Raw genomic sequence first — 23439 nt, forward strand, 5'->3', positions numbered from 1 at the left:
GCCACACGTCGCGCCAGAATCAGAACGGATGGTAGAGATGGTCAAAAAGACGTGAATGCAAGTGCTGCATGCGGGCATGCGAATTTCGCATAAGGCGGGAAAACCCTAGCCCGTCACGGGTGAAACGGCACGAAGATGCTGCCAGAGCGTATCCAGAAACTCATTGCGGTTGGATGCGTCGCGGTAGGCGCGCAGCTCGATCTGCAGATTCCATGCAGACGGGCCGGCGGGAACCAGTTCCCCCTCGTCGAGTTCGGCGGCGATGGCGCTCTTCGGAAGCCACGCGATGCCTTCGCCTTCCATCACGAGCTTCTTGAGCACTTCGGCCATGTCCGATTCATAGTGAAGCCGCAACGCCGGGGTATCGGAAGCCCGGCTGAGCAGCAGTGCAAGACATCGGCCGAAGTAGCTCGTTTCCGTGTACGAAATGTGGGGCAAGGGCTGCTTCGTCGTTCCCGGTAAGCGAAACAACGGCGCCAGACGCGGGTTCGGCCTGCTCGCAGGCATGAGCGTGTCGATACCGACCGTGACGTGCTCATACTTCACAGGATCGAGATGCAGCGGTAGTTCGGGGTGGTGGTACGCGAACATCAACTCGCAGTTGCCGTTCACGAGCATCAGGATCGAGTCGTGCACATTGGTCGGCACCACACGTGCGCGCACTTCTCCAAAGTGAGTCGAAAGATGCTTGAGCCACGAAGGCAGGAAACTCAGCGCGATCGTGTGCCCGGCCGCAATCTGCAGGCTCTTGCCGGCGATGCGTTGCTCGGTACGGATGATGGCGCGGGTATCGAAGAGCTTGTTCAGGACGTCATCGGCGACTTCGCGGAACAGTTGCCCTGCAGGTGTCAGGACGGGAGGGAAGCTGCTGCGGTCGATCAGTTCCGCGCCAACCCATTGCTCGAGAGACTGAATGCGCCTGCTGAATCCGGATTGGGTCACGTTCCGGAATTCTGCTGCACGCGAGAAGCTCTGGTACTGAGCGAGAGCGATGAAGTCCTCGATCCACTTGATTTCCATAGCGAGTGGGTAGCCTTGTGGGACTCGGGCATTCTACCTCTCGCCCGTTTGCGTTCCAGCGCGAACCAGGCCGGTTTCAGCCCGGTCCCGCTCGCTTCGTTGATGCCTCCACATGACCGGTTGCGGATGGCGTCTGCACGCTTGAGCCGCAGACGCCATCCTGCCTGATTGGCGCGATCTCCCGCTATCTGCTTCGCGCGAACATTAGCGGTTTTTTCACACCGGTCTGTCGAAGTCAGTACGTTGCAGAAAATGCCTGCTGCACTTTAGCGGGTGTCGTGATGCCGTTTGCGATCAGCAATTGCGTCAACACACGGGCCTTTTGCGGATTGAGATCAAGAGATGCGACAAAGCCGCTTTTATCATCGTCAACTTCCACATTGCGATTCACAAAGCCCGTTCCGACGCGGGAAGCGCGAACCACGACAATCCCCATCTTCGCAGCCCGCTCCATGGCAGCCAACGCCGCCTTCGATACATCACCGTCGCCTACGCCAGCGATCACAATCCCTTTCGCATTGTCCGCGACTGCATGGTCGATCTGCGATGCATCCATATTGCTGTGCGCATACACAATCTCCACGCGGGGCAGCGGTCCGGCGGCGGGCAGCGCATAAGGAGACTGACGGGTGTCCGGTACGGGCGTGACGAACCGGATCGATGCCGGATCGACGAAGCCTATTGGACCTGCGTTCGGCGACAGGAATGTCTGAACGGAGGTCGTGTTCGTTTTGGTGATCCAGCGCGGGTCGTGGATCGTATCGTTCATGACCACCATCACACCGCGCCCCAGCGACTGAGGACTCGCCGCAACCTCGACTGCTTCGAGAAGGTTGTTCGGACCATCGGCGCCGACAACGCCGCCCGGTCGCATGGACCCGACGAGAACCACCGGCTTGCGAGAATGCAAGACGTTCTTCAGGAAGAAGGCGGTCTCTTCCATCGTATCCGTGCCATGCGTGATCACAACACCATCCGCCTCGCCGCGATCGAAGATTTCATTGATGCGTTTGGCCAGTTGAAACCAGATCCCGTCGTTCATGTCTTGCGAGCCGACATTCGAAACCTGTTCGGCCGTGATCGTTGCGAACTTGCCGATTCCCGGAACATCCTTGAGCAACTGCTGGCCGGTTCTCTCGCCGGAGTTGTAACCGATGGCTGAACGTGCGTCTGCCGTTCCAGATATCGTCCCACCCGTTGCCAGTACCACGATTCGTGGCAGCTTTTTGTTCTGGCCATCGACGGTGGTCGACTGGTCCGCATTGGACTCAGCGGCTACCGCGAATGTCGAGCAGACGGGAAGCGCAATACACGCCGCGATCAGCAGCGCGCTCACGGTACGGCCTGGCGCAAAAGCGAGTCGGGATAGTGTGTTCATGATCGTATGTGAATGAGTAAGAAACCGTGACGGTACTAAACGGGATTCATCGGCCTGGCTACGTTCGAGCGGAGCGCGTTACGGTCGCCGACCGATGAGCTGTGCCTTCCATTCAGTGTATGCACCACCAGGTCGTGAAAACCGGACTGCGATCCGTCCTCGATACGCTGGGAAAGGCCTGGAGCGATGTTGGCCAGACAGCGCGCCAGAGTCAGAACGGATGGTAGGGATGGCCAAAATAAAGTTGATGCTAGTCATGCATGCGGGTATGCGGACTTCGCATAACGTGACGGCGCCTACATCGCACCGATGACGTTTCTCGCCAATGCGCGGATCGATGCGGCGAGGCGCTTTCTCGAAGCCACCGATCTATCGCTGCGTGAAATCGCGCAACGCTGCGGCTTCGAAGACACGGATGGATTTCGCAGGACCTTCCATCGACGGCTGCAGATCAACCCGGCCGACTATCGTGACCGGTTCAGATCGAAGAAGCCGCTCGCGGAGAAGAAGAAACCGGCCGCGCCGCGCGCGGAGTCTCGCGTGTCGACCACGGTTTCGAATAGCGCAATGCGTGACCCGCGCTAATACTGTTTGCAACTCACGACGAGCTTGCGCGTCGGATAGCTGCCGTAGTCGGTGTGGTTTCCGCTTTCCTGGCGATCCACCACATCGTAGCCGCCCGGACATGTTTTCCTTGCCGCCTTGTCGCAGATCTTCCAGGTATAGAGCAGGCCGTCGCAGGCAATCACCGCGCCGTCGCGGCCGTTCGTGAGCGTCGGCTTGACCGTCGCACTGCATCCGGTCAGAAAAGCCATCAGGAGAATCGCGCTGCGCCGCATCAGATTCCCTCGGTGTGAGTGGATCGTCCGATTATAGAAGCCGATGCGCGCAGATAACGGGAGCCAACGCACGCTCCCGTAGAAGTCACTACTGCGGAATCTTCCCGCCGAGTTCGTCGTCGATGAACGCGCGGACGATATCCTTGAACGACGCGTCGCCGTGCAGCCCAAGCTGCGCCGCGCGTGAGATATCCCATCGCGCAGGCCAGCTGCCGACGATCTTCTCGACACGCTCATCCGCCTTCCATTCGATGCGTGCCGCGACGGCATCGCCTGCCACTTCACGCAGCGCGGCGACCATCTCGTCGACCGTCACCGACACGCCCGGCAGGTTCACGGTACGGCGATTACCCAACGCCGCGCTGTCGATCTCGCTTCCCGCGATGAGACACTCGATCGCCTTGAGCGGCGACAGCAGCCACAAGCGCGTCGACCCGCTCACCGGGCACACGGCCGGTTCGCCCGTGAGCGGCTCGCGAATGATGCCGCTCGCAAACGACGACGCCGCCGCATTCGGCTTGCCCGGCCGCACGCTGATGGTCGGCAGGCGCAGCACACGGCCATCGACGAAACCACGCCGCGCATAGTCGTTGAGCAGCAGCTCGGCGCCCGCCTTCTGCGCGCCATACGACGACTGCGGGTTCAGCGCGGTTTCGTCGAGCACGACATCGGGCAAATCGCCGCCGTAGACGGCGACCGAACTCGTGAACAGCACGCGCGGCCGATGTCCGCGCGCACGGCACACGTCGAGCAGCAGCCGCGACGCGTCCAGATTGATACGCATGCCAAGCTCGAAATCGGCTTCCGCCTGGCCGCTGACGATCGCCGCAAGATGGAAGATCGCCGCCGTCTTGTCGTCGATCAGACGTTCGAGCACGCTGCGCTCGGCAATGTCGCCGACTTCGACGCGCACCCGTTCGTCTTTCGGACCCTGCGCCGCGACGACGTCGAGCAACACCAGTTCGGTGATCGGCTGACGCTGTCCGTCCGTGCCCTTCAGTTCGCCGCGCGCGAGCAGCTCGCGTGCAAGACGCTGGCCGAGAAATCCCGCGCCGCCCGTGATCAGTACTTTCATGTTCCTGTTAATCCTCAGTGTGTCTGTCGAACGCGCTCAGGTACAACCTCAGCTGCGTGCCTTCACATATGGCCTGATCCATCCAAGCCCATCGGACGTGCCCGCGCGCGGCCGGTATTCGCAACCAATCCAGCCCTCGTAACCCAGTTCGTCGATCAGCGAGAACAGATACGGATAGTTCACTTCGCCGATATCCGGCTCGTGCCGCTCGGGCACGCCCGCAATCTGGATATGCCCGATGCCCTTCATATCGCGCTTGAGCTTCACCGCGAGATCGCCTTCGACGATCTGGCAGTGGTAAAGATCGAACTGCACTTTGAGGTTCGCCGCGCCGACTTCCGCGCAGATCGCCTGTGCATCGTCCTGTCGGTTCAGAAAGAAGCCGGGGATATCGCGCGTGTTGATCGGCTCGATGACGACAGTGATGCCGTCCGCCTGCGCGGTCTTCGCTGCATACGCGAGGTTCTTCAGATACACCTCGCGATGCGCGGCGCGCGATTGCTCCGGCTTGATCAAGCCCGCCATCACATGCAGCTTGTCGTTGCCGAGCACGCGCACGTACTCAAGCGCCGTATCGACGCTGCGGCGAAACTCGTCCTCGCGGCCCGGCAACGACGCGATGCCGCGCTCGCCCGCCGCCCAGTCGCCGGGCGGCGCGTTGAAGAGCGCCTGGGTGAGACCGTTCTCGGTCAGACGCGCCTTCAGATCGACGGCCGGAAAGTCATAGGGGAACAGGAACTCCACGGCCTCGAAACCATCGCGCGCGGCAGCGGCGAAGCGATCGAGAAACGCGTGTTCGGTGTACATCATCGTCAGATTGGCGGCGAAGCGAGGCATCGAAGCAACTCCTTAAATGCGCGTTTAGCGGTTCACGAGCCGCGCGGGCGTCAGCCAGGTGGCTAGCGCGCCGATCACGAGCATCGTGGCGAGCACGTACATGCCGGACTGCGTGCTGTGCGTGAGGTCCTTAAGATAGCCGATCATGTACGGGCTCGCGAAGCCCGCCAGATTGCCGATCGAATTGATGATCGCAATGCCCGCCGCCGCCGTCGCGCCCGACATGAACGCCGTCGGCAGCGACCAGAACAGCGGCGCGCAGGTCAGCACGCCTGCTGCCGCGATCGACAGGGATGCAATCGATACAACCGTGTTGTCCGCGAACGAAGCCGCAATCGTGAAGCCGACGGCACCCGCAAGCGCCGGGCCGATCAGATGCCAGCGGCGCTCGCGACGCTTGTCCGCGCTGCGGCCCATCACATTCATCACGACGATCGCGACCAGAAACGGAATCGCGCTCAGCAGGCCGATCTGGAACGCGCCCGTTACGCCTGTCGATTTGACCAGCGTCGGCATCCAGAACGTCAACCCATATTGACCCGTGACGAACGCGAAGTAAATCAGCGACATCCACCACGTGCGCGGATCGCGAAACACGGCGCCCACCGAATGCGACTTCGCTTTTTCTTGCGGCTGCGCGGCGATTTCATCGGCGAGCAGTTTTTTCTCGCGCGGCGTCAGCCATTTCGCGCTGGCGATGCCGTTGTCGAGATACAGAATCGTCGCGATGCCGATAGCGATGGCGGGCACCGCTTCGATCACGAACATCCATTGCCAGCCCGCGAAACCGTGATGCGAATCGAAGCTCTGCATGATCCAGCCCGACAGCGGATTGCCGAAAATGCCCGACACGGGAATCGCCGACATGAACACCGCGATGATCTTCGCGCGACGATGCGACGGAAACCAGTAGGTCAGGTACAGGATCACGCCGGGATAGAAACCGGCTTCGGCAAGACCGAGCAGAAAGCGCAGCGCATAGAACTGCGCGGGCGTCTTGACGAACACGAAGAGCGCGGACATCAAGCCCCACGTGATCATGATGCGCGCAATCCAGATCCGCGCGCCGAGCTTGTGCATCAGGATGTTGCTCGGCAATTCGAACAGGAAATAACCGACGAAGAATACGCCCGCGCCGAGACCGAACACAGTTTCGCTGAACGCAAGATCCTGCGACATCTGCAGCTTCGCAAAGCCGACGTTGACGCGGTCCAGATACGCGACCACGTAGCACAGCATCAGGAACGGCACGATGCGCCAGAACACCTTTCCGTAGGTGCGTTCGATTTCAGCCGCGCCGGGTTGTCCGGCGGCGTCGGCAGTTGATGCGGGGCGTGCGGATGCCGCCTGATAGCTAGTCATGCACTGTCTCCTTCGGATGGCGCCGGTTACTGGCCGTCCGTTTCATGACGGTCGGTCCTCCGGCTTTTTGCCTGGTTGGTCATGTGGATAGTCCGCGACGCGCGCGGACAGCTGAGCTTCTATGCTTGCGAGGGTTTCACCAGCGTGCGCCGAACGCCGTGCGCAATTCTTCGATCGCGGCTTCGTCGAGCGGCGCGGGACGCGGGTTCGTCATCAGCCACAGGCGTGCCGTCTCTTCCAGCTCTTCGAGTACGTACGACGCCTGCGATACCGACCGCTCCCACACGACAGGCCCGAGCCGTTCGAGCAGCACGCCGCGCACGCGCTCGGCGAGCGCCGCGATCTGTTGCGCGACTTGCGGATCGCCGGGACGCCGGTAGCGGATCAGCGGAATGTGGCCGACCTTCATCACGTAGTACGGCGTGATGGGCGGCAGCACGTCGGCTTCGTTCCAGACGCCCGCGAGCGTCAGCGCGACGAGATGCGTCGAATGCGTGTGCACGATGCCGCGCGCCTCGCGGTTGCGCTCGTAAACGCCGCGATGCAGTGCGAGCGTTTTCGACGGCTTGCCGCCTGACACGGCGTTGCCTTCGAGATCGACCTTCGCGATCTGCGCCGGGTCGAGACGGCCGAGACACACGTCTGTCGGCGTGATCAGCCAGCCGTCGTCGAGGCGCGCGCTGATGTTGCCCGCGCTGCCGACGGTGTAGCCGCGCTCGTATAGGCTCGCGCCCGTCACGCAGATTTCTTCGCGGACTTTCGCCTCGCTGCCCGTGTGGATGGCGAGCGTCATTGCGCGCCTCCGTCGAATTGACGCAGCGCTTTCGCGAAGAAATCGACGGCGCCGAAGTTGCCCGACTTGAGCGCGAGCGCGAGCGGTTTCGCACCGATGGTCGCGGTCGCGGGCACGCCGGGATCAATCTGCTTGCCGATGCGCAGCATGTCGACGCGGAGCGCCTGCACCACGGCGCCCGATGTCTCACCGCCCGCGACGACGAACTTGCGCACGCCGAGATCGTGCAGTCCGCGCGCAATCGCTGCCAGCGTGCGTTCGACCAGTTCCCCGGCTTGCGCGACGCCGAGTTCGCGCTGCGTGGCCTTCACGTCATCCGGCGATGCCGTTGCGTAGATCAGCACAGGCTGAGGCTGCGTCGCGTTCATATGCTCGCGCGCGAAGGCGAGCGCCTGATCGACGACAGGCTCGCCGCGCGCGGCCGCCAACGGATCGATGCGAAATGCAGGGCGCGTTTCGCGCCATGCGGCAACCTGCGCATTGGTCGCTTTCGATGCGCTGCCCGCCAGCACCGCCGACGCGCCTTCGACGCGCGGCAGTTCGCCTGCGTCAGCGGCATCGTCGAGCAGCCCGGCGCGGCGGAAGTTGCCCGGCAAGCCGAGTGCCACGCCCGAACCGCCCGTGATCAGCGGCAGGTCCGCGCAGGCTTCGCCGAGCGTGTAGAGATCAGCGTCTGAGACGGCATCGGCGATCGCCATGCGCACGCCGTCGTGGCGCAGCGCATCGATCGACGCGCGCACGGCTTGCGCGCCTTGCGCCACTGCGTCATAGCGCACGAGGCCGACTTTCGAGCGCGTCTGCCGCTGCAGCACGCGCACGAGGTTCGCGTCCGTCATCGGCGTGAGCGGGTGATGCTCCATGCCCGATTCATTGAGCAGCACGTCGCCGACGAACAGATGCCCGCGATAGATCGTGCGGCCGTTCTCCGGAAACGCCGGGCACGCGATCGTGAACGGTGTGCCGCCGCCGATGGGCGACAGCGCATCGAGCAGCGCATCGGCGACGGGGCCGATATTGCCTTTATCCGTCGAATCGAAAGTCGAGCAGTACTTGAAGAAGAACTGGCGACAGCCTTGCGCGCGCAGCCATTCGAGCGCGGCGAGCGACTGCGCGACGGCATCGGCAGGATCGATGGTGCGCGACTTCAGCGCAACGACCAGCGCGTCGGCTTCGATACGGGTATCGGCAGCGGGCACGCCGATGGTCTGGACGGTGCGCATGCCGCCGCGCACCAGCATGTTCGCGAGATCGGTTGCGCCCGTGAAGTCGTCGGCGATGCAGCCGAGCAGGGGCTTGCGAGTAGAGGTGGTCATCTCGTTCGGCTCCGCTTAGCGCTTCGGCGGCACGTCGATGCCGGGGAAAATCTTGATGACGGCGGAATCGTCTTCGCCGCCGTGTCCCGCCGTTGACGCCATCATGAACATCTGATGCGCTGCCGCCGACAACGGCAGCGGAAACTTCGAGCGGCGCGCGGTATCGAGCACGAGACCCAAGTCCTTGACGAAGATATCGACAGCCGACAGCGGCGTGTAGTCGCCGTTGAGGATGTGCGGCACGCGGTTCTCGAACATCCACGAGTTGCCCGCGCTGTGCGTGATCACGTCGTAGAGCGCGTCGGGGTCCACGCCTTCACGCAGACCGAGCGCCATCGCTTCGGCGGCGGCGGCGATGTGCACCCCCGCGAGCAGCTGATTGATGATCTTCACCTTCGATCCCGCGCCATGCTGATCGCCGAGGCGATAGACCTTGCCCGCCATCGCGGCGAGCACGTCGTCGCATGCGGCGTAGACGGCGGCGGGGCCGGACGTCATCATCGTCATTTCGCCCGATGCCGCGCGCGCCGCGCCGCCCGACACAGGTGCGTCGAGCATCTGCAAGCCGGCCGCTTCGACGCGGCGGCCGAGATCGATGGCGAAGTCGGGCGCAACGGTTGCGCAGGCGATCACGACGCCGCCGGGTTTCATCGCCCGAATGGCGCCCTGCTCGCCGAACAGCACGGTTTCGGTTTGCGCCGCGTTGACAACGAGCGTGACGACGACGTCGCATTGCGCGCCGAGTTCAGCGGGACTTGCGCAAGCCTTGCCGCCATCGGCGACGAACTGGTCTAGCACTTCGCGGCGCACGTCGCACGCATGCACATTGAAGCCGCCGCGCAGCAGCGAGCGCGCGACGCCCATTCCCATCGCGCCAAGACCGATCACTCCGACATTTCTGGACATACCTTTCCTCTACGAACAATGCTTCGGACGACGGCTCGCGCGTGTCGCGAGCAGACGTGTGTGGATCAGCAGATACCGGCCTCGGCCAGGCGACGTGCGGCGTTGTACATGTGCGTTTGCGCGGCGTTGCGGGCGGCCAATGGATCACCGGCACGGATCGCGGCGACGATTGCCGCGTGCTCGTCGCGCACCTGACGCGAGAAGTCCTCGCGCAGCGCTTCGTTGCGGCGCGTGATGACGGTGCCGGCTTCGAGATACTGGTTGAGGAACGTGAGGGTCTTCAGGAAATACGGGTTGCCCGTCACGGTAGCGATCGTGCGATGAAACGCGACGTCTTCAGCGACACCGTCGCGGCCCTCGGAGACGGCTTCGTCGATTTTTTTGAGGACGGCGTCGATGGCCAGCATGTCGGCGTCCGTGCGGCGCATCGCAGCTTCTGCTGCGACTTCGGCTTCGATTGCGCGGCGCACTGCAAGGATGTGCAGTACCGAGCCGCCTTCCATTGCTTCTGCGTAGTCGATTCGGAGTGGGCGGATCGCGCCGTGGGCTGACACATAGACGCCACTGCCCTGACGGGGCTCGACCACGCCCTCGTTCTTCAGGCGCGAGATCGCTTCTCGGATCACTGTGCGGCTTACACCGAATTCTTGCGAGAGCACGGCTTCTGTTGGCAGCTTGCCGCCGCGGGCGAAGGTGCCTTTGTCGATCTGCGCGAGCAGCTGTTGAGCGACGGTGTCGCTGAGCGCCCGGCTCGGGATTTTTTCGAACATATCAGTGGATTTGCCATGTCATAGGGTCATCATACAAATTTGCCTGCGACGGGGGGTATGGGGGGAAACCCTCAGGGGCGCGGGCGATGCCGGTCGGTGTTTTTTTGGCCTTTGCGCTGGCATTCGCGGTTCAGTCTTCTTGGCGCGGCCGGTTTGGTTTGCTTGTGTTTGCGCTGGCATCCGCGTTTCGTTAGCGTGCTTCACGCGTCGCCCCTGTGCGGGGCGGCACCTACTTTTCTTTGTCACCGCCGCAAAGAAAAGTAGGCAAAAGAAAGCGGCTCACACCGCCCGTTCTTGTATTTGCCTGAGGGCCCCCAACCGGTCTTGCGCTTCACACGGCAACGTCCTGTTCGCGTGTGTTGCCAACGCGCTGAATGACCGCCTCACCCACTTCAAGCACCCGAACAAGAGCTAGCGGCAGCGAATGGTTTGTGCCGCCCAGGTGGCAAACTGTGTGTAGGTTGTCGCGACGTACACGTTAGCGCTCTTACAGGGTGAAACGCCTGCGCTATCGGTCCGAAGTGAGGCGTGTGGGGTACTATGGCCTACACACAGTTTGCCACCTGGGCGGCGGTGGAATATCTGGCACGGCATGATGCAGCGTGGGTGCGTGAAGCGGGTGATGCGCTGGCTTGGAGCGTTGGCAATGAACGCGGAACAAGCAGGTTGCCGTGTGAAGTGAGGGACCGGTTGGGGGCCCTCAGGCAGGAAGAAGAATTGGCGGTGTTAGCCGCTTTCTTTTGCCTACTTTTCTTTGCGGCGGCAAAGAAAAGTAGGTGCCGCCCCGCACAGGGGCGACGCGTGAAGCACGCTAACGCATCGCGGATGCCAGCGCAAAAACAAAAATCCAAAAGCGACGCCAGTTACAGGCAAACCCAAAAGCAAAAGCAAAAGCAAACCCAAACAGCGTCGCAGACAACAACCAAACCTTAACTCGCCATCATTTCCCGAGCCCAAACCACAGCAGCACGAGCCGGCGCAACGCCAGTTGCCTCAACCCTCTCAGCAAGCTCAAAAACCCGCGGCGCGATCATTGCAACCTCATCCAGCACGACCTGCTTATCGGCGGAGCCGAGATACTCCCGCACGCAGCTAATAATCCCACCCGCGTTGACGAGAAAATCCGGCGCATAAAAAATCCCACGCTGATGCAGCACATCACCCTCAGCGAGCGACATCAGCTGATTATTAGCGCCACCAGCAATAACCTTAAACTGACAACCAGCCGCTACAGCCTCGGTAATCGACCCACCCAGCGCGCAAGGCGCAAACACATCAGCGTTGACGGATGCAATCCGCGCCGCATCAGCGATCTGCGCGCCAAACATCTGCTGCGCGCGCCCGGTCTTGCCTGCATCGATATCCGACACGATCAGTTCCGCGCCCGCGCGATGCAGCCGTTCGCACAGATCCCAGCCGACCGAACCCAAACCCTGCACGGCAACCGAAATGCCTTCCAAAGTGTCACGCCCAAGCGCAACCTGCACCGCCGCCTTCAGGCCCACGAACACACCATACGCGGTGCGCGGCGACGGATTCCCGCCATACACGTCGTTGTCGCGCGGAATGCCGCTCACATACGGCGTCTCGCTCTGCACCGCGCGCATGTCGTCGGCCGTCGTGCCGACGTCTTCAGCCGTCAGATAAACGCCGCCGAGCGATTGCACGAGCCTGCCGAACGCCTTGAACAGCGCCACGCGATCCATCTGCTCCGGACGCTTCAGGATCACCGCCTTGCCGCCGCCGAACGGCAGTCCCGCGAGCGCGTTCTTGAACGCCATGCCCTGTGACAGACGCAGCGCGTCGTGATACGCCTCGTAGTCCGAGGCATACTGCCAGTAGCGGCAACCACCAAACGCAGGGCCGCGCGCAGTGCTGTACACGGCGATCACGGCTTGCAGGCCGGATTCGGCATCGCTGGCCACGACAATGCGTTCGTGGGCCGGTTCGCCGTGAAGCCCGAAAAGCGTTCCGGCAAAGTTCGTCGTCAGTCGGTCCATCAGTGTTCCTTCCTTGTGGGCAGGCAGTTGAGTCCGCGCGAAGCGATCGCCTCGCGCCGGCTGGCCGCTCGTCGTCCGGGTCGCGGACGCAGGCAGCGAAGTTCTCGGGACCCGCGCAAGGCAAGGTCAACCGGTGGCAAAAGTGTATTCGGTCAAATTGGGAAATTTGTGCTGTTTATCCGGTAAAAATCCGGTTCGTGGCAGAATAATCAACCATCAAAATGCCACTAAAGAAGACGAATCGTCTTGACTCGGAGGCCGCATGAAACTGGACGCCACTGATCAGCGCATCCTGCGCGAACTGCGCAACGACGGACGCCTTTCGAACGCGAAGCTCGCCGAACGTGTCGGCCTGTCGGCGACGCCTTGCTGGAACCGCGTGCGCGCACTCGAAGAGGCGGGTGTGATCGAAGGCTATACGGCGCTGCTCAACCAGAAAACGCTAGGCTTGCCGGATACCGTCATCATCGAAGTGAAGCTCGCGAAGCACGATGAGCGCACGCTGGACCGCTTCGGCGAAGCGCTCGCCGATCTGCCGGAAGTGGTCGAGGCATTTCTCGTGTCGGGGGAATACGACTATCTGATCAAGGTCGCGGTGGCGGGCACGGAAGGCTACGAGTCGTTTCTGCGGCGCAAGCTGTATCGCCTGCCCGGCTTTCAGGACAGCCGCTCTTTCTTCGCGCTGCGCTGCCTGAAGCGCTCGGTGTCCGTCGAGCCTTGAGCGCTGCAGCCATCAGACCGCAAACGACTGCTCTTCGAACGGCATCGGCATGCCGAAGTAGAAACCCTGCATGACCGTGCAGCCAAGCCCGCGCAGCACGCTCGCCTGCGCCTCCGTCTGCACGCCTTCGGCCACACACGTCAGTTCAAGCGTGCGGCACAGATCCACGATGCTGCGCACGATGTCCTGCGCCGCCGGATCGGCGTCGATGCGGTCCAGAAAGCCTCGGTCGATCTTGATCTTGTCCAGCGGCAGCCGGTGAATGCAGGTGAGGCTCGAATAGCCCGTGCCGAAATCGTCGAGCGAAATGTGAACACCTAGCTGCTTGAACGCATCGAGCGAAGCGAACGCCTGCTCGAAATCCTGAATGACGGCCGTCTCCGTCACTTCGAAGGTCAGGCGGTCAGGCGCGACGCCGCTCTCGTGAACGATGCCCACGATGTTCGCAACCGCGTCCACCGAGCCGATATCGCGCGCCGACAGATTGAAGGCGACGCGCACAGCCGGATCGCACGCACGCATCGTCGCGAGCACCTTGCGCAATAGCGCCGCCGTCACGGTATGAATGAAATCGCTGCGCTCGGCGACCTTGATGAACAGCGCCGGCAGCACATCGCCGAGCGTCGGGCTGGTCCATCGCGCCAGCGCCTCGTACGACACGACATGCTCGCGCACCGTGTCGACGATAGGCTGGAAATGAAGCGTCATTTCGCGGTCGAGATCCGCATGCCGCAGCGCCTGTTCAATTTGCCCAAGCTCGCGAATCTGTTTTTCGTGCTCCGCCGAGAAGATCGTCGTGCCGCCGCGGCGATGCTCCTTAGCGAAGTACAACGCGTAATCCGCGCGCTCGAACAGTTGCGCGGGCGAGCGGCCCGCATCGGGATAGATCGCAAAGCCGAGCGATCCCGACAGCCGCGCAGTCGCACCAGGCCATGCGTATGGCGCGCGCAAAGTTTCGCAGATCGCCGCGCCGATGTCGCGCAAGTCCTGTGGCTCGCGCACGTCCGTCACCAGCAGGCCGAACTCGTCGCCGCCGAGCCGCGCAAGCTGGATCTGCGGCCCCGCAACGTCGAGCAGCCGCCGGCCGACTTCTTCGAGCACGCGGTCGCCTGCGCCGTGGCCATATAAATCGTTGACCTGCTTGAAGCCGTCGAGATCGATCACGCCGACAGCGAACCGCGCCTGCCCTGCCTGCGCCGTTTCAAAGAGCGTGTCGAGATCGGCCAGAAAGCGCCGGCGGTTCGGCAACCCTGTGAGGATGTCGAGATTGGCAAGGCGCGAGTTTTCATCGCTCAGACGCTGCAGTTCGGCCTGCTTCGCCTGCAATGCATGCTTCGATCCAACGAGGTTCGCGAAGTCGCGGTAGTAGGTGAGCAGAATGAAGATCATCGCGACGGCGACGAGCAGCATGTTGATCGCAATCGCGACCAGCACTGCGTTATGCGTCAACGAAAAGAACAGCGAGAACGGCGCGATGACAATCGCCGTCAGCAGCAACGCGGCCTTGCGCATGTGCATCAGGCAGAAGATGCAGCCGATCACTGTGATCGACATGTAGAACGCGACATGTGCCCGAGCGTACGGGTCGCCATACGGAAACAGCAGCAAGCCCCAGCCGGTGAAGATGACACCCAGCAGCGCGATCAGCCATATCGTGGTCTTCAGGCGCGATGCGACCTGTTCGTCCGTCAGCGACGCGAGGTGCTTTCTTCTCCTTACCCACACGACGAGCCGGATCGCGCACGCCGTGCACATCGCGAGCGGCACCCAGATGGAGAGCCACGCCGGCGCAACGGCGACATGCGTCGCGGCCACGGCAACGCTGTTGACCACGAGAATCACATACAGCAGCGGCAATTGCCGCGAGAACGCGTCGAACTGCGAGCGTGACAGCGCGGCCTTCACGGCGGGAACAGTACGAAACGAAGCAAGGTCCTGCGGGCGAATCATGGCTCGGCAGCGTGAATGGGTCGGCAAGTCCGGGGGCGCCGCCTGTGGGTATGTCCAGGCTGCGAGAGGCGGTGGCGCTGTCGCGTTCCTGCATGTTTACGGCAGTTTCGCGGCGAACCTGATGATACGAGACCGACTATGTTCGCCAGTAAAGAAAGCAGCGAGATGCGCCGCGCTGTCTCGACGGCGCCACACACGCTTGCGCAACACACACGCGTAATGCTCGCGAAACGCCCTTTTTTCGCAAGGCATTCGTCAGATCAATGCGTGTTGATAGCGCAGAACCTTTCATCCGCCTATGACCACCGCCGCGATCTCGACGAACAGAATTTTCACGATCGTCATCGATGGAAAGATCATCGCGTAGCCGATATCGGGCCGGTCGGTCGGCGCGATGCGGTTCGCGAACGCGAGGATCGCCGGGTTACCCGTCGCGCCGCTGATCACGCCGACGGTCGCGTCGAACGGCAGGCGAAAAAGCCACAAGCAGCACGCCGCCGTGATGCACACGAGCGCAATCAGAATGACCGCGCCGTACAGCAGGAACGAGATGCCAGTAAGACCGATCGTCGCAAAGAACTTCGGTCCCGACGACAGCCCGACTTGCGCGAGAAACACAGTGAGGCCGAAATTGCGCAGCACGAGATTCGCCGAAAGCGGCATCGTCCAGACAAGTCCACCCACGCGCCGGATCTTGCCGAGATAGAGCGCGACCAGCAGCAGCGCGGCGAGCCCGAGCGACAACTTGCCGACGCCCGGTATCGGCAGCGGAATCAGGCCAACCAGCAAGCCGAGCGCCGCACCGATGCCGATCGAGATGTAGCTCAACTCCGCCGTTCCCTTGATCGAATCGCCGAACAGCTTGCGCACGGCATCGCGTTGACCGGGACCGATCAACAGACCGACACGGTCGCCGAACTCGAGTATCAGATCGGGATTCGGCAGCATGTCGGCGTCGCCGCGACGCACGTGCGCGATCGAGCACACCATGCCATCGGGATAGCGGATATCGCGCAGCGCATGGCCGACCACGGTGCGGCTCGACGCGAACACGCGCAGATAGTCGAGGTCTTCGCGGAAACGTGTCATGCGCCCGGGGTGCAATTCGCCGAGCAGTTCGGTGGCCTTGCGCAGTTCGTCGCCATCCATCGAAGTCGCGAGCAGCACGTCGTCGGTTTGCATGACGAAATCGTCGGCGGGCAACTGGTTGTGATGCGCGCGGCGCACGGCTGCGATGCCGAGGCCCGCGGGCAGGCGCGCTTTCAGTTCGGGAAACGTTAGGCCGACGAAAGCCTGGTTGCGCAGCGCGATCTCGGCCGTCTCCATGATGTGCGCGGGCGGCGCTGCGATCTTGCGCGCCAGCGCGACGCTCAGCAGATAGAGAAACAGGATCGGCCCGGCGACGCCGAACGGATACGCAACGCTATAGCCGACGGCTGCACCTTCGCCCTTCAGCACGGCAAGCACCGCCTGCAGGCTTGCCGTGCTCGTGCCCGCGCCCGCATACAGGCCAAGCGCCTGATCGAGCTTCACGCCGAATAGCGGCCCGAGCGCAAGCGACACGAAGCCCGCGCCGATCACGCCGAGCACGGCGGCTGCGTTCGCCTTGAGTCCATCGGCGCTCGATAGTCCGGCGAAAAACTGTGCGCCGTACTGCACGCCGATGCCATAGAGAAACAGCAACAGGCCCAGCGTGCCGAGCACCGCGGGCGGCGCGGACTTCGGCGCAAAGCCGCCTATTGCCAGTCCGACGAACAGCACCGCGCCCGAGCCGAGCGCGACGCCTTTGATGCTGAACTCGCCGATCACATAGCCCAGCGCGACGGTGAGAAACAAGGTGAGCAACGGCTGCGATTCAAGCAACGTCCGGACGGCATCCATATCCGCTCCCTAAGTTGTGGGTGGCGCCTGCTGTTAGCTAATGGAAGAGCATGATGCGATTGGAATGGGCGGGCGCCGCTCTGACGCTATCCGCCTATGCATTGCCAGATCAATCATAGACGCTGTGCAGGCGCGTGGCGGGTCAAGGCAACGAGTGCCTGAGGACATTCGTGGTCTGGTTTGCGTGTTCGCTCTTGCAGTGGGTTTTGGTTTTTTTGCCTCGTTGAGGTTTGGGTTTGGGTTTGGGTTTGTGGCGTGGTTGGTTTGGTCTGGTTTGTTTGTGTTTTCGCTGGCATCCGCGCGACGGTGTTTGCCTCTGCGCTGGCATCCGCGATTTGTTAACGTGCTTCAAGCGTCGCCCCTGTGCGGGGCGGCACCTACTTTTCTTTGCCGCCGCAAAGAAAAGTAGGCAAAAGAAAGCGGCTCACACCGCCAACATTTCTTCCTGCCTGAGGGCCCCCAACCGGTCCCACACTTCACACGGCAACACGACAGTTCACGTTCGTTGCCAACGTTCTCCCTGTGCGCCTCACCCGCTTCAAGCACCCGCGCACGGGCTAGCGGCAGCGAATGGTATGTGCCGCCCAGGTGGCAAACTGTGTGTAGGTTGTCGCGACGTGTAGGTTGGCGCTCTTACATGGTGGTATGCGTGCGCTATCGGTCCAAAGTGGGGCTTTTGTGTCTCTACGGCCTACACACAGTTTGCCACCTGGGCGGCCGTGGAATACCTGGCACGGCGTGCTGCGACGCGGGCGCGTGAAGCGGGTAATGAGCACTGCAAGAGCGCTGGCAACGAGCATGAGTCACGTGATTGCCGTGTGAGGCGTAAGAACCTTTGGGGGCCCTCAGGCAAGAACTAGCACTGGCGGTGTTAGCCGCTTTCTTTTGCCTACTTCTCCTTGCGGCGGCAAAGAAAAGTAGGTGCCGCCCCGCACAGGGGCGACGCGTGAAGCACGCTAACAAAACGCGATGCCTGCGAAAACACAAGCAAACCAGAACATTACCGAAATGTAATCAGTCGACACACACATCTCGGTATGATTGAAACATCAAAATCTGGCAGCAAAGCGGAGCAGAACGATGCGCATTCTGGTCATCGAGGACGAACCGAAAACAGCGGCCTACCTGAAGAAGGGACTGGAAGAGTCCGGCTATTCGGTCGAAGTGGCGAACGACGGCTCGCACGGCCTGATCCTCGCCCAGGAGGAAGACTACGACGTCATCATTCTCGACGTGATGCTGCCTTGGATGGACGGCTGGACCGTCGTGAAGACGCTGCGCGCCACGCGCACCACCCCCGTGCTCTTTCTCACCGCACGCGACGACATCGACGACCGCGTGCGCGGCCTCGAACTCGGCGCCGACGATTACCTCGTCAAGCCTTTCGCGTTCGTAGAACTGCTAGCCCGCGTACGCACGCTCGCACGTCGCGGGCCGCCCCGCGAAAGCGAGCTGATCCGCATCGGCGATCTGGAGATGGATGTGAACCGCCGCCGCGTCAAGCGCGGCACGACGCGCATCGATCTCACGCCGCGCGAGTTCTCGCTGCTGCAACTGCTCGCGCGCCGCCACGGCGAAGTGCTGAGCCGCACGCAGATTGCGTCGTACGTGTGGGACATGAACTTCGACAGCGACACGAACGTCGTCGAAGTCGCGATTCGCCGCTTGCGCAGCAAGATCGACGACAACTTCCCCGTCAAGCTGATTCACACGGTTCGCGGTGTCGGTTACGTGCTGGAAATCAAGGAATCGGATTGATGCGCGGCCGTTCGATCACCACCACGCTCGCGCTCGCATTCGGCGCGACGACGCTCGCCGTGTTCGTGCTGGTCGGCAACTTTCTGTATCGCGCGCTCGAACGGGAGATCAGTTCACAAGACGACATGAGCATCGTGCTCGCCGCGCGTCACGCGCGGCGTCTGGCGCAGGAGATCGAAGCATCGCAAGGCATTCGCGAGCATGGCGACCGGATTACGAGCATCGTGCTGGGCAATCCGGGCATGTCGATGGAAGTGTTCGATCCCAATGGGCAACTCGCCATCGAGCACAATCTGACGACCACGCTCGGCGTGCCCGTGCCCGCCAGCGACACTTCGATTCTCGACACCGGCCGCTCCATTCAGCGCGTGCCGCCAACGGCGCGCATCACGGAGGGTGACATCGTCGCGTGGCGCAACAACACGGGCGCGCCGATTCGCGGTGTCGCCACCGACGTGACCTTGCGCGACGGTGAAATGGTCAGCATCCTGATCGCGCGCAACCTGAGCGACCGCTACGAACTGCTCGATCAGTACCGCGACCAGCTCAAGATCTACGGCATCATCGGCGTGCTGCTGACCACCGTGCTCAGTTATCTGCTGATTCGCGCGGCGATGCGCCCTGTACGCGATATCGCCGCGAGCGCCGCGCAAGTCACCGTGAACCGCCTGAATACGCGCATTGCCGTTAAACGCGTGCCGCGCGAACTCGAAACCCTGGTGACGACGCTCAACGCCATGCTCGAACGCATGGACCACGGCTTCAAACAGATGTCGCGCTTCACCGCCGATCTCGCGCACGACATGCGCACGCCACTCAGCAATATGCGCGGCGCGACGGAAGTGGCGCTCGCGCGCACCCGCTCTCCCGACGAATACGAAGCGCTGCTCGCATCGAACCTCGAAGAATGCGAACGTCTGTCGCGCATGATCGAGAACGTGCTGTTTCTTGCGCGCGCGGAGCATCCGCAGTTCGTCAAGCATATGCGCGTGTTCGATGCCGTGCAGGAATTGACGCGCATCGGCGAGTATTTCGAAGGCGTCGCGGAAGATGCCGGCGTGCGCGTGCGCGTGACAGGTGCCGCGATGCTCACCGCCGATCTCGAACTCTTCCGCCGCGCCATCGGCAACCTGCTCGCGAACGCGCTGCGCTATACGCCGCGCGACAAGGAGATCGTGCTCGACGCGCATGAGATCGACGGCGGCGTGCGCGTCACGGTTTCGAACGAAGGCCAGCCGATTGCGCCCGAACATCTCGAACGGATTTTCGACCGCTTCTATCGCGTCGATCCGTCGCGCAGTTCGTTGCCTTCGTCCGGTTCGCCGCAAGGGTCGCCGGGATCGACGGGGCTGGGCCTCGCGATCGTGCGCACGATCATGGAGCTGCACGGCGGCACCGTGCATGCGGAAAGCGACGCGCGCAGCACGCGCTTCGTGCTGACGTTTCGTTGAGTGCGCGAGCCAACCCGGCCGCTATTCAGCCGCTATTGCGCCCGCAGTCCCGACAGCGTGACGCGAAGTCCCGGACTGCCTTCGTTGTTGTCGATGCTCAACATCGCCTGATGGCGTTGCGCGATTTTCAGCGCAATCGCAAGACCCAGCCCGCTGCCATGTTCCTTGTTGCCCGCGCTGCGATAGAAGCGGTCGAACACGCGTTCGCGCTCAGCGTCCGGAATGCCGGGCCCGCTGTCCGACACGCATAGGCCAATCCCGTCGCCGGTGCGCTTCAGGATCACATCCACCTTGCCGCCGCGCGGCGTATAGCGGATTGCGTTGTCGATCAGATTGTTGAGCAGCACCTCGATACCGGCGGGCTCGGCGCTGACCTTGTAGGCGTCGTCGGAATCGCGGGAAGGATTGAACTCCAGGCCGAGGTCGATCTGCCTCTCCTCGGCGAGCGTCGAGAAGTCGCCTACGGCGCGCTCGCATAACCGGCGCAGGCTCACCGGTTCGAAATGCGCGCCGCGTTGCGCGTCTTCGCGCGCCATCGTCAGCAGTTGATGCACGAGATGGATCAGCCGGTTCAGGCGCCCTTCGATGCGCTCGAAAGTCTGTTTGCTGCCGACCAGCGAGCCATCGCGCTCCGCCGCCTGCAATTGCAGCTTCAATGCGGCCAGCGGCGAGCGCAGTTCGTGCGCCGCATCGCCGACAAAGGTCCGTTGCGATTGCGACGCGACGTTCAGGCGATGCAGCAGATCATTGAGCGCATCGACGAGCGGCTTCAGTTCGACGGGCATGCGTCCGTCCAGGCGTAACGGTTCGAGCGAATCGAACGAACGCGTCGTGAGCGCGCGCGAGATGCTCCCGATCGGCGCAAGACCGCGGCCGACCACGAACAGCACGATCAGCACGATGACAGGAAGGAACAACGCGAGCGGCCATAGCGTGCGCAATGCGAGATGCCGCGCGAGATCTTCGCGCACGGACACGGGTTGCGCGACCTGCACGAAACGGTCGCCTTCCTGCACGCCGAAGACCCGCCAGTGATACTCATCGCGCTCGATGGTGCGCAGGCCCGGCGGATAGCGTGGCACGTCGAGGCCTTCGAGCGACTTGTACACGCTCTGGCCCGCGTCGTCCCACACTTCGATGAACAGGCGATCGTCGGCAAGACCCGCGAAATCCGGCGTGCGCTGCGCGAGCGCGTTGCTGCTGCCGATCGTCGCCGGCACGGAGAGCGCCACCGTGCGCAATTCGTAGTCGAACAGTTCGGTCGCTTCGATCCGCGCCGTAAAGAAGATGCCGTACGCCGCGCTCAACGCCGCGAGCGCAAGGCCGGCGATCAGCCAGCCGAGCAACCAGCGCCGGATCGACGTCATACGGCGCGCTTGAGCCGATACCCGACGCCCCGCACCGTCACGATCTGATCGGCGCCGATCTTGCGCCGCAGGCTATGCACATGGACTTCGATCGTATTGCTGCCCACTTCCTCGCCCCAGCCGTACAGCTTGTCTTCGAGTTCGGAGCGCGTGAAGACGCGCGTCGGCTCTTCGATCAGCGCCTGCAGCAGGCTGAATTCGCGCGGCACGAGCGACAGCAATTCGCCCTTCAGTGTCGCTTCGTGTGCGGCCGGGTTCAAGGTCAGATCGCCGTACGCGTACTCGGGATGGGCATGCCCCGTGCGCCGGCGCAGCAGCGCCCGCACGCGCGCCGCGAGTTCGTCGAGATCGAAGGGTTTAACGAGATAGTCGTCGGCACCCGCGTCGAGCCCCGCAATGCGGTTCTCGACAGCGTCGCGCGCGGTGAGAATCATCACGGGCGCGCTACCGCCGCTCCGCCGGTAGCGGTTGAGCACCTCGATGCCATCTGCCTTCGGCAGGCCGAGATCGAGCAGCACCAGATCGTAGACGTCGTGGGCCAGCGACAGCTCGGCTTCGCGCCCGTCGTGCGCCCAATCGATGGCATAGCCCGCGCCGCGCATCGTATCCACGACGGGCTCGCCAATCATTTCGTCATCTTCCACCAGCAGCAAACGCATCGCGCATCCTCTCCGTCGATCGCCTCCATACTCCGAACCCGTAGCTTAGCGCGCCCTTGAGCGCTTCTTCACCAGGAAAGCATTCATCCGCTCGCACCGACACGCCTGGGTATCGCTGGCAGGCCCTCGCAGGCTTCGCATCGGCCGAAGATCACCAGACTCGACGTGATGTATTGAAAGTGCTGATCGGCGGCGATCTTTGCCTGCTGCTGTTCGAGGCCCGGATCGTACGCGTCCTGAATGCGGCCGCAGCGGTTGCAGACGAGATGATAGTGGCGCTGCCCGCGATTGAGTTCGTAGATGATGCGCGCATCGCCCAATGTGGCGCTCGAGATGAGGTCCGCCTCATGCAACTGCGAGAGCGCACGGTAGACGCTCGCCAGGCTGCAAGGCTCTGGCTCGCGCGACAGCTTGCGGTACACCTGATCGGCGGTGAAGTGCTCGTGCGGAAGCTCGTGGAAAAGCCTCAGTACGGAGGCCCGGCTCGTCGTCGGGCGCAGGCCGGCCGCTTTTAGCGCAGCGTAGATCGCAATCATGTGGAGCCCCGTCTTGTTGCGCAAAGCCTCTGTCGGGCTTCGCAACGCGCCATTCTGGGCGCGCGATCCTTAAGAATCGCTTATCGGGGTCAGTGGAGCGCACGCAGCGCGCGTCGCGGCGCGCTTTGCGTGCGGTGCTCAGAGCAGTTCCAGCGTCTGCTCGTCCGGCTTGCCGCCGAAGTATCTGGCAAGCGCATCGGTGAACACCGGCTCATCGGGCGCGGCTTTTGAAAACAGCGTCATCGACGAGTGGAACTTCAGGTAATCCGGGTAGCCGAAGATGGTCTCGATAGACCGGCCCTCGACTTCGTTGACGGCCTGCGTGATCTCCTTTAAACGGGGACCGAGCACCGGATGTTGCAAATACGCGACAGCCTCGGGTAGTGAGTCAATGGCAAATTTTTGTGCCATTTGACTCGTTCCGAGGCCCTGAAACTGGGGAAACACGTACCACATCCAGTGGCTTTGCTTGCGTCCGTTGCGCAATTCCGCTAGCGCCTGCCCATAAATAGGTGCCTGAGCATCGACGAAGCGTCGAAGGTCGAATTTATCGTCCATCCCGTCCTCCGCAGTTCTATTGCGTGCCGCAGCAAATGCATCCGGCATGCCCGCCAGTTACCTACGAAAACCTTTCAAATCAGTCCTTCCGGCCGTCAGTACGCCGCAAACGGGGCTGCGATGCGGCATTGCGACACTATGTCTCACCTCTCATCGCGCAATAGTTCGTTCGCATCAAAGTGCTGTACTGCAACACGTGTCTTTCGTATTATGCGAGCGCTTATAAAAGGAGCAAGGAAATGCATGCGTTCGTTCGTTTGTTTTT

Annotated in this window: 22 protein-coding genes; 5 read left to right on the top strand and 17 right to left on the bottom strand. The window is 62.5% G+C overall.

The features are described from left to right. Positions 1–105 precede the first annotated feature (105 nt). Together H1204_RS25860 and H1204_RS25865 are read right to left on the bottom strand one after the other, a co-directional pair. Entirely contained in the window at positions 106–1020 is a 915-nt protein-coding gene (locus H1204_RS25860) for a LysR substrate-binding domain-containing protein (protein WP_180731367.1), read from the bottom strand. Positions 1021–1255: 235 nt separating this feature from the next. Beyond that, positions 1256–2356 carry an asparaginase gene (locus tag H1204_RS25865; protein ID WP_180731368.1) on the bottom strand — a complete coding sequence of 367 codons (1101 nt, stop codon included), beginning with the start codon at positions 2354–2356 and terminating at the stop codon, positions 1256–1258. A 351-nt stretch (positions 2357–2707) separates the two neighbouring features. Between H1204_RS25865 and H1204_RS25870 the strand changes: the two genes are divergently transcribed. Beyond that, on the top strand, positions 2708–2983 hold the full coding sequence (locus tag H1204_RS25870; RefSeq protein ID WP_243468671.1) for a helix-turn-helix domain-containing protein: 276 nt from the start codon (positions 2708–2710) through the stop codon (positions 2981–2983). On the opposite strand, the gene H1204_RS25875 is transcribed toward H1204_RS25870, so the two are convergent. The 8 genes from H1204_RS25875 to H1204_RS25910 all read right to left on the bottom strand — a co-directional run bounded on the left by H1204_RS25875 (position 2980) and on the right by H1204_RS25910 (position 10293). Further along, positions 2980–3237 (bottom strand): hypothetical protein, encoded by a 258-nt coding sequence (locus tag H1204_RS25875; protein WP_180731369.1) that lies wholly within the window; start codon positions 3235–3237, stop codon positions 2980–2982. The two genes, H1204_RS25870 and H1204_RS25875, sit on opposite strands and share 4 nt — an antisense overlap. Positions 3238–3325: 88 nt before the next feature. Further along, on the bottom strand, positions 3326–4312 hold the full coding sequence (denD, locus tag H1204_RS25880; RefSeq protein WP_180731370.1) for a D-erythronate dehydrogenase: 987 nt from the start codon (positions 4310–4312) through the stop codon (positions 3326–3328). A gap of 48 nt (positions 4313–4360) precedes the next feature. After that, positions 4361–5149 (bottom strand): 2-oxo-tetronate isomerase, encoded by a 789-nt coding sequence (otnI, locus tag H1204_RS25885; protein ID WP_180731371.1) that lies wholly within the window; start codon positions 5147–5149, stop codon positions 4361–4363. Positions 5150–5173: 24 nt separating this feature from the next. Then, positions 5174–6511: an MFS transporter gene (locus H1204_RS25890; protein ID WP_180731372.1), complete on the bottom strand. Its 1338-nt coding sequence runs from the start codon at positions 6509–6511 to the stop codon at positions 5174–5176. Positions 6512–6647: 136 nt separating this feature from the next. After that, entirely contained in the window at positions 6648–7304 is a 657-nt protein-coding gene (locus tag H1204_RS25895; RefSeq protein ID WP_180731373.1) for an aldolase, read from the bottom strand. Further along, positions 7301–8617, bottom strand: coding sequence for a 3-oxo-tetronate kinase (gene otnK, locus H1204_RS25900; RefSeq protein WP_180731374.1), 1317 nt, complete (start codon positions 8615–8617; stop codon positions 7301–7303). Before otnK ends, H1204_RS25895 begins: the two co-directional genes overlap by 4 nt. Before the next feature lie 15 nt (positions 8618–8632). Then, on the bottom strand, positions 8633–9523 hold the full coding sequence (gene ltnD / locus H1204_RS25905) for an L-threonate dehydrogenase (protein ID WP_180731375.1): 891 nt from the start codon (positions 9521–9523) through the stop codon (positions 8633–8635). A 65-nt stretch (positions 9524–9588) separates the two neighbouring features. After that, complete coding sequence (locus H1204_RS25910) at positions 9589–10293, bottom strand: FadR/GntR family transcriptional regulator (RefSeq protein WP_180731376.1); 705 nt, start codon at positions 10291–10293, stop codon at positions 9589–9591. Positions 10294–10833: 540 nt separating this feature from the next. Between H1204_RS25910 and H1204_RS25915 the strand changes: the two genes are divergently transcribed. Further along, positions 10834–11226 (top strand): hypothetical protein, encoded by a 393-nt coding sequence (locus H1204_RS25915; RefSeq protein ID WP_180731377.1) that lies wholly within the window; start codon positions 10834–10836, stop codon positions 11224–11226. Here the strand turns inward: H1204_RS25915 and H1204_RS25920 are convergent. Then, entirely contained in the window at positions 11223–12293 is a 1071-nt protein-coding gene (locus H1204_RS25920; protein ID WP_180731378.1) for an amino acid dehydrogenase, read from the bottom strand. The two genes, H1204_RS25915 and H1204_RS25920, sit on opposite strands and share 4 nt — an antisense overlap. 262 nt (positions 12294–12555) lie before the next feature. Here H1204_RS25920 and H1204_RS25925 point away from each other — a divergent pair, with 262 nt between their 5' ends. Then, positions 12556–13014, top strand: a complete 459-nt coding sequence (locus H1204_RS25925; protein WP_180731379.1) for an Lrp/AsnC family transcriptional regulator — start codon at positions 12556–12558, stop codon at positions 13012–13014. Positions 13015–13026: 12 nt separating this feature from the next. Here the strand turns inward: H1204_RS25925 and H1204_RS25930 are convergent, their stop codons facing one another. Together H1204_RS25930 and H1204_RS25935 are read right to left on the bottom strand one after the other, a co-directional pair. Continuing rightward, complete coding sequence (locus tag H1204_RS25930; RefSeq protein ID WP_180731380.1) at positions 13027–14964, bottom strand: EAL domain-containing protein; 1938 nt, start codon at positions 14962–14964, stop codon at positions 13027–13029. 288 nt (positions 14965–15252) lie between these two features. Then, positions 15253–16845, bottom strand: coding sequence for a TrkA C-terminal domain-containing protein (locus H1204_RS25935; RefSeq protein ID WP_180731381.1), 1593 nt, complete (start codon positions 16843–16845; stop codon positions 15253–15255). A 1080-nt stretch (positions 16846–17925) separates the two neighbouring features. On the opposite strand from H1204_RS25935, the gene H1204_RS25940 reads away from it, so the two are divergent. After that, positions 17926–18603, top strand: coding sequence for a heavy metal response regulator transcription factor (locus H1204_RS25940; protein WP_180731382.1), 678 nt, complete (start codon positions 17926–17928; stop codon positions 18601–18603). Beyond that, positions 18603–20054: a heavy metal sensor histidine kinase gene (locus tag H1204_RS25945; RefSeq protein WP_180731383.1), complete on the top strand. Its 1452-nt coding sequence runs from the start codon at positions 18603–18605 to the stop codon at positions 20052–20054. Before H1204_RS25940 ends, H1204_RS25945 begins: the two co-directional genes overlap by 1 nt. Positions 20055–20086: 32 nt before the next feature. Here H1204_RS25945 and H1204_RS25950 read toward each other — a convergent pair whose 3' ends face one another. The 4 genes from H1204_RS25950 to H1204_RS25965 all read right to left on the bottom strand — a co-directional run bounded on the left by H1204_RS25950 (position 20087) and on the right by H1204_RS25965 (position 23174). Then, positions 20087–21421 (bottom strand): ATP-binding protein, encoded by a 1335-nt coding sequence (locus tag H1204_RS25950; RefSeq protein ID WP_180731384.1) that lies wholly within the window; start codon positions 21419–21421, stop codon positions 20087–20089. Continuing rightward, entirely contained in the window at positions 21418–22080 is a 663-nt protein-coding gene (locus tag H1204_RS25955; protein ID WP_180731385.1) for a response regulator, read from the bottom strand. The genes H1204_RS25950 and H1204_RS25955 overlap by 4 nt, the downstream gene beginning before the upstream one ends. 83 nt (positions 22081–22163) lie before the next feature. Beyond that, the gene (locus H1204_RS25960) at positions 22164–22616 is read right to left on the bottom strand and encodes a transcriptional repressor (protein WP_180731386.1); all 453 of its coding nucleotides are present in this window, start codon (positions 22614–22616) and stop codon (positions 22164–22166) included. Positions 22617–22754: 138 nt separating this feature from the next. Next, positions 22755–23174, bottom strand: a complete 420-nt coding sequence (locus H1204_RS25965) for a DUF1810 domain-containing protein (protein WP_180731387.1) — start codon at positions 23172–23174, stop codon at positions 22755–22757. Between the last annotated feature and the right edge of the window lie 265 nt (positions 23175–23439).

Origin of the sequence: Paraburkholderia sp. PGU19 (assembly GCF_013426915.1) — a bacterium.
Taxonomy (GTDB): Bacteria; Pseudomonadota; Gammaproteobacteria; order Burkholderiales; family Burkholderiaceae; genus Paraburkholderia.

Coding starts and splice junctions, on each gene's coding strand:
- H1204_RS25890 (WP_180731372.1), bottom strand. CDS start 6,511: ATGACTAGCTATCAGGCGGCATCCGCACGCCCCGCATCAACTGCCGAC.
- H1204_RS25915 (WP_180731377.1), top strand. CDS start 10,834: ATGGCCTACACACAGTTTGCCACCTGGGCGGCGGTGGAATATCTGGCA.
- H1204_RS25925 (WP_180731379.1), top strand. CDS start 12,556: ATGAAACTGGACGCCACTGATCAGCGCATCCTGCGCGAACTGCGCAAC.
- otnK (WP_180731374.1), bottom strand. CDS start 8,617: ATGACCACCTCTACTCGCAAGCCCCTGCTCGGCTGCATCGCCGACGAC.
- H1204_RS25930 (WP_180731380.1), bottom strand. CDS start 14,964: ATGATTCGCCCGCAGGACCTTGCTTCGTTTCGTACTGTTCCCGCCGTG.
- H1204_RS25965 (WP_180731387.1), bottom strand. CDS start 23,174: ATGGACGATAAATTCGACCTTCGACGCTTCGTCGATGCTCAGGCACCT.
- H1204_RS25870 (WP_243468671.1), top strand. CDS start 2,708: ATGACGTTTCTCGCCAATGCGCGGATCGATGCGGCGAGGCGCTTTCTC.
- ltnD (WP_180731375.1), bottom strand. CDS start 9,523: ATGTCCAGAAATGTCGGAGTGATCGGTCTTGGCGCGATGGGAATGGGC.
- H1204_RS25940 (WP_180731382.1), top strand. CDS start 17,926: ATGCGCATTCTGGTCATCGAGGACGAACCGAAAACAGCGGCCTACCTG.
- H1204_RS25935 (WP_180731381.1), bottom strand. CDS start 16,845: ATGGATGCCGTCCGGACGTTGCTTGAATCGCAGCCGTTGCTCACCTTG.
- H1204_RS25895 (WP_180731373.1), bottom strand. CDS start 7,304: ATGACGCTCGCCATCCACACGGGCAGCGAGGCGAAAGTCCGCGAAGAA.
- denD (WP_180731370.1), bottom strand. CDS start 4,312: ATGAAAGTACTGATCACGGGCGGCGCGGGATTTCTCGGCCAGCGTCTT.
- otnI (WP_180731371.1), bottom strand. CDS start 5,149: ATGCCTCGCTTCGCCGCCAATCTGACGATGATGTACACCGAACACGCG.
- H1204_RS25920 (WP_180731378.1), bottom strand. CDS start 12,293: ATGGACCGACTGACGACGAACTTTGCCGGAACGCTTTTCGGGCTTCAC.
- H1204_RS25860 (WP_180731367.1), bottom strand. CDS start 1,020: ATGGAAATCAAGTGGATCGAGGACTTCATCGCTCTCGCTCAGTACCAG.
- H1204_RS25960 (WP_180731386.1), bottom strand. CDS start 22,616: ATGATTGCGATCTACGCTGCGCTAAAAGCGGCCGGCCTGCGCCCGACG.
- H1204_RS25945 (WP_180731383.1), top strand. CDS start 18,603: ATGCGCGGCCGTTCGATCACCACCACGCTCGCGCTCGCATTCGGCGCG.
- H1204_RS25955 (WP_180731385.1), bottom strand. CDS start 22,080: ATGCGTTTGCTGCTGGTGGAAGATGACGAAATGATTGGCGAGCCCGTC.
- H1204_RS25910 (WP_180731376.1), bottom strand. CDS start 10,293: ATGTTCGAAAAAATCCCGAGCCGGGCGCTCAGCGACACCGTCGCTCAA.
- H1204_RS25950 (WP_180731384.1), bottom strand. CDS start 21,421: ATGACGTCGATCCGGCGCTGGTTGCTCGGCTGGCTGATCGCCGGCCTT.
- H1204_RS25875 (WP_180731369.1), bottom strand. CDS start 3,237: ATGCGGCGCAGCGCGATTCTCCTGATGGCTTTTCTGACCGGATGCAGT.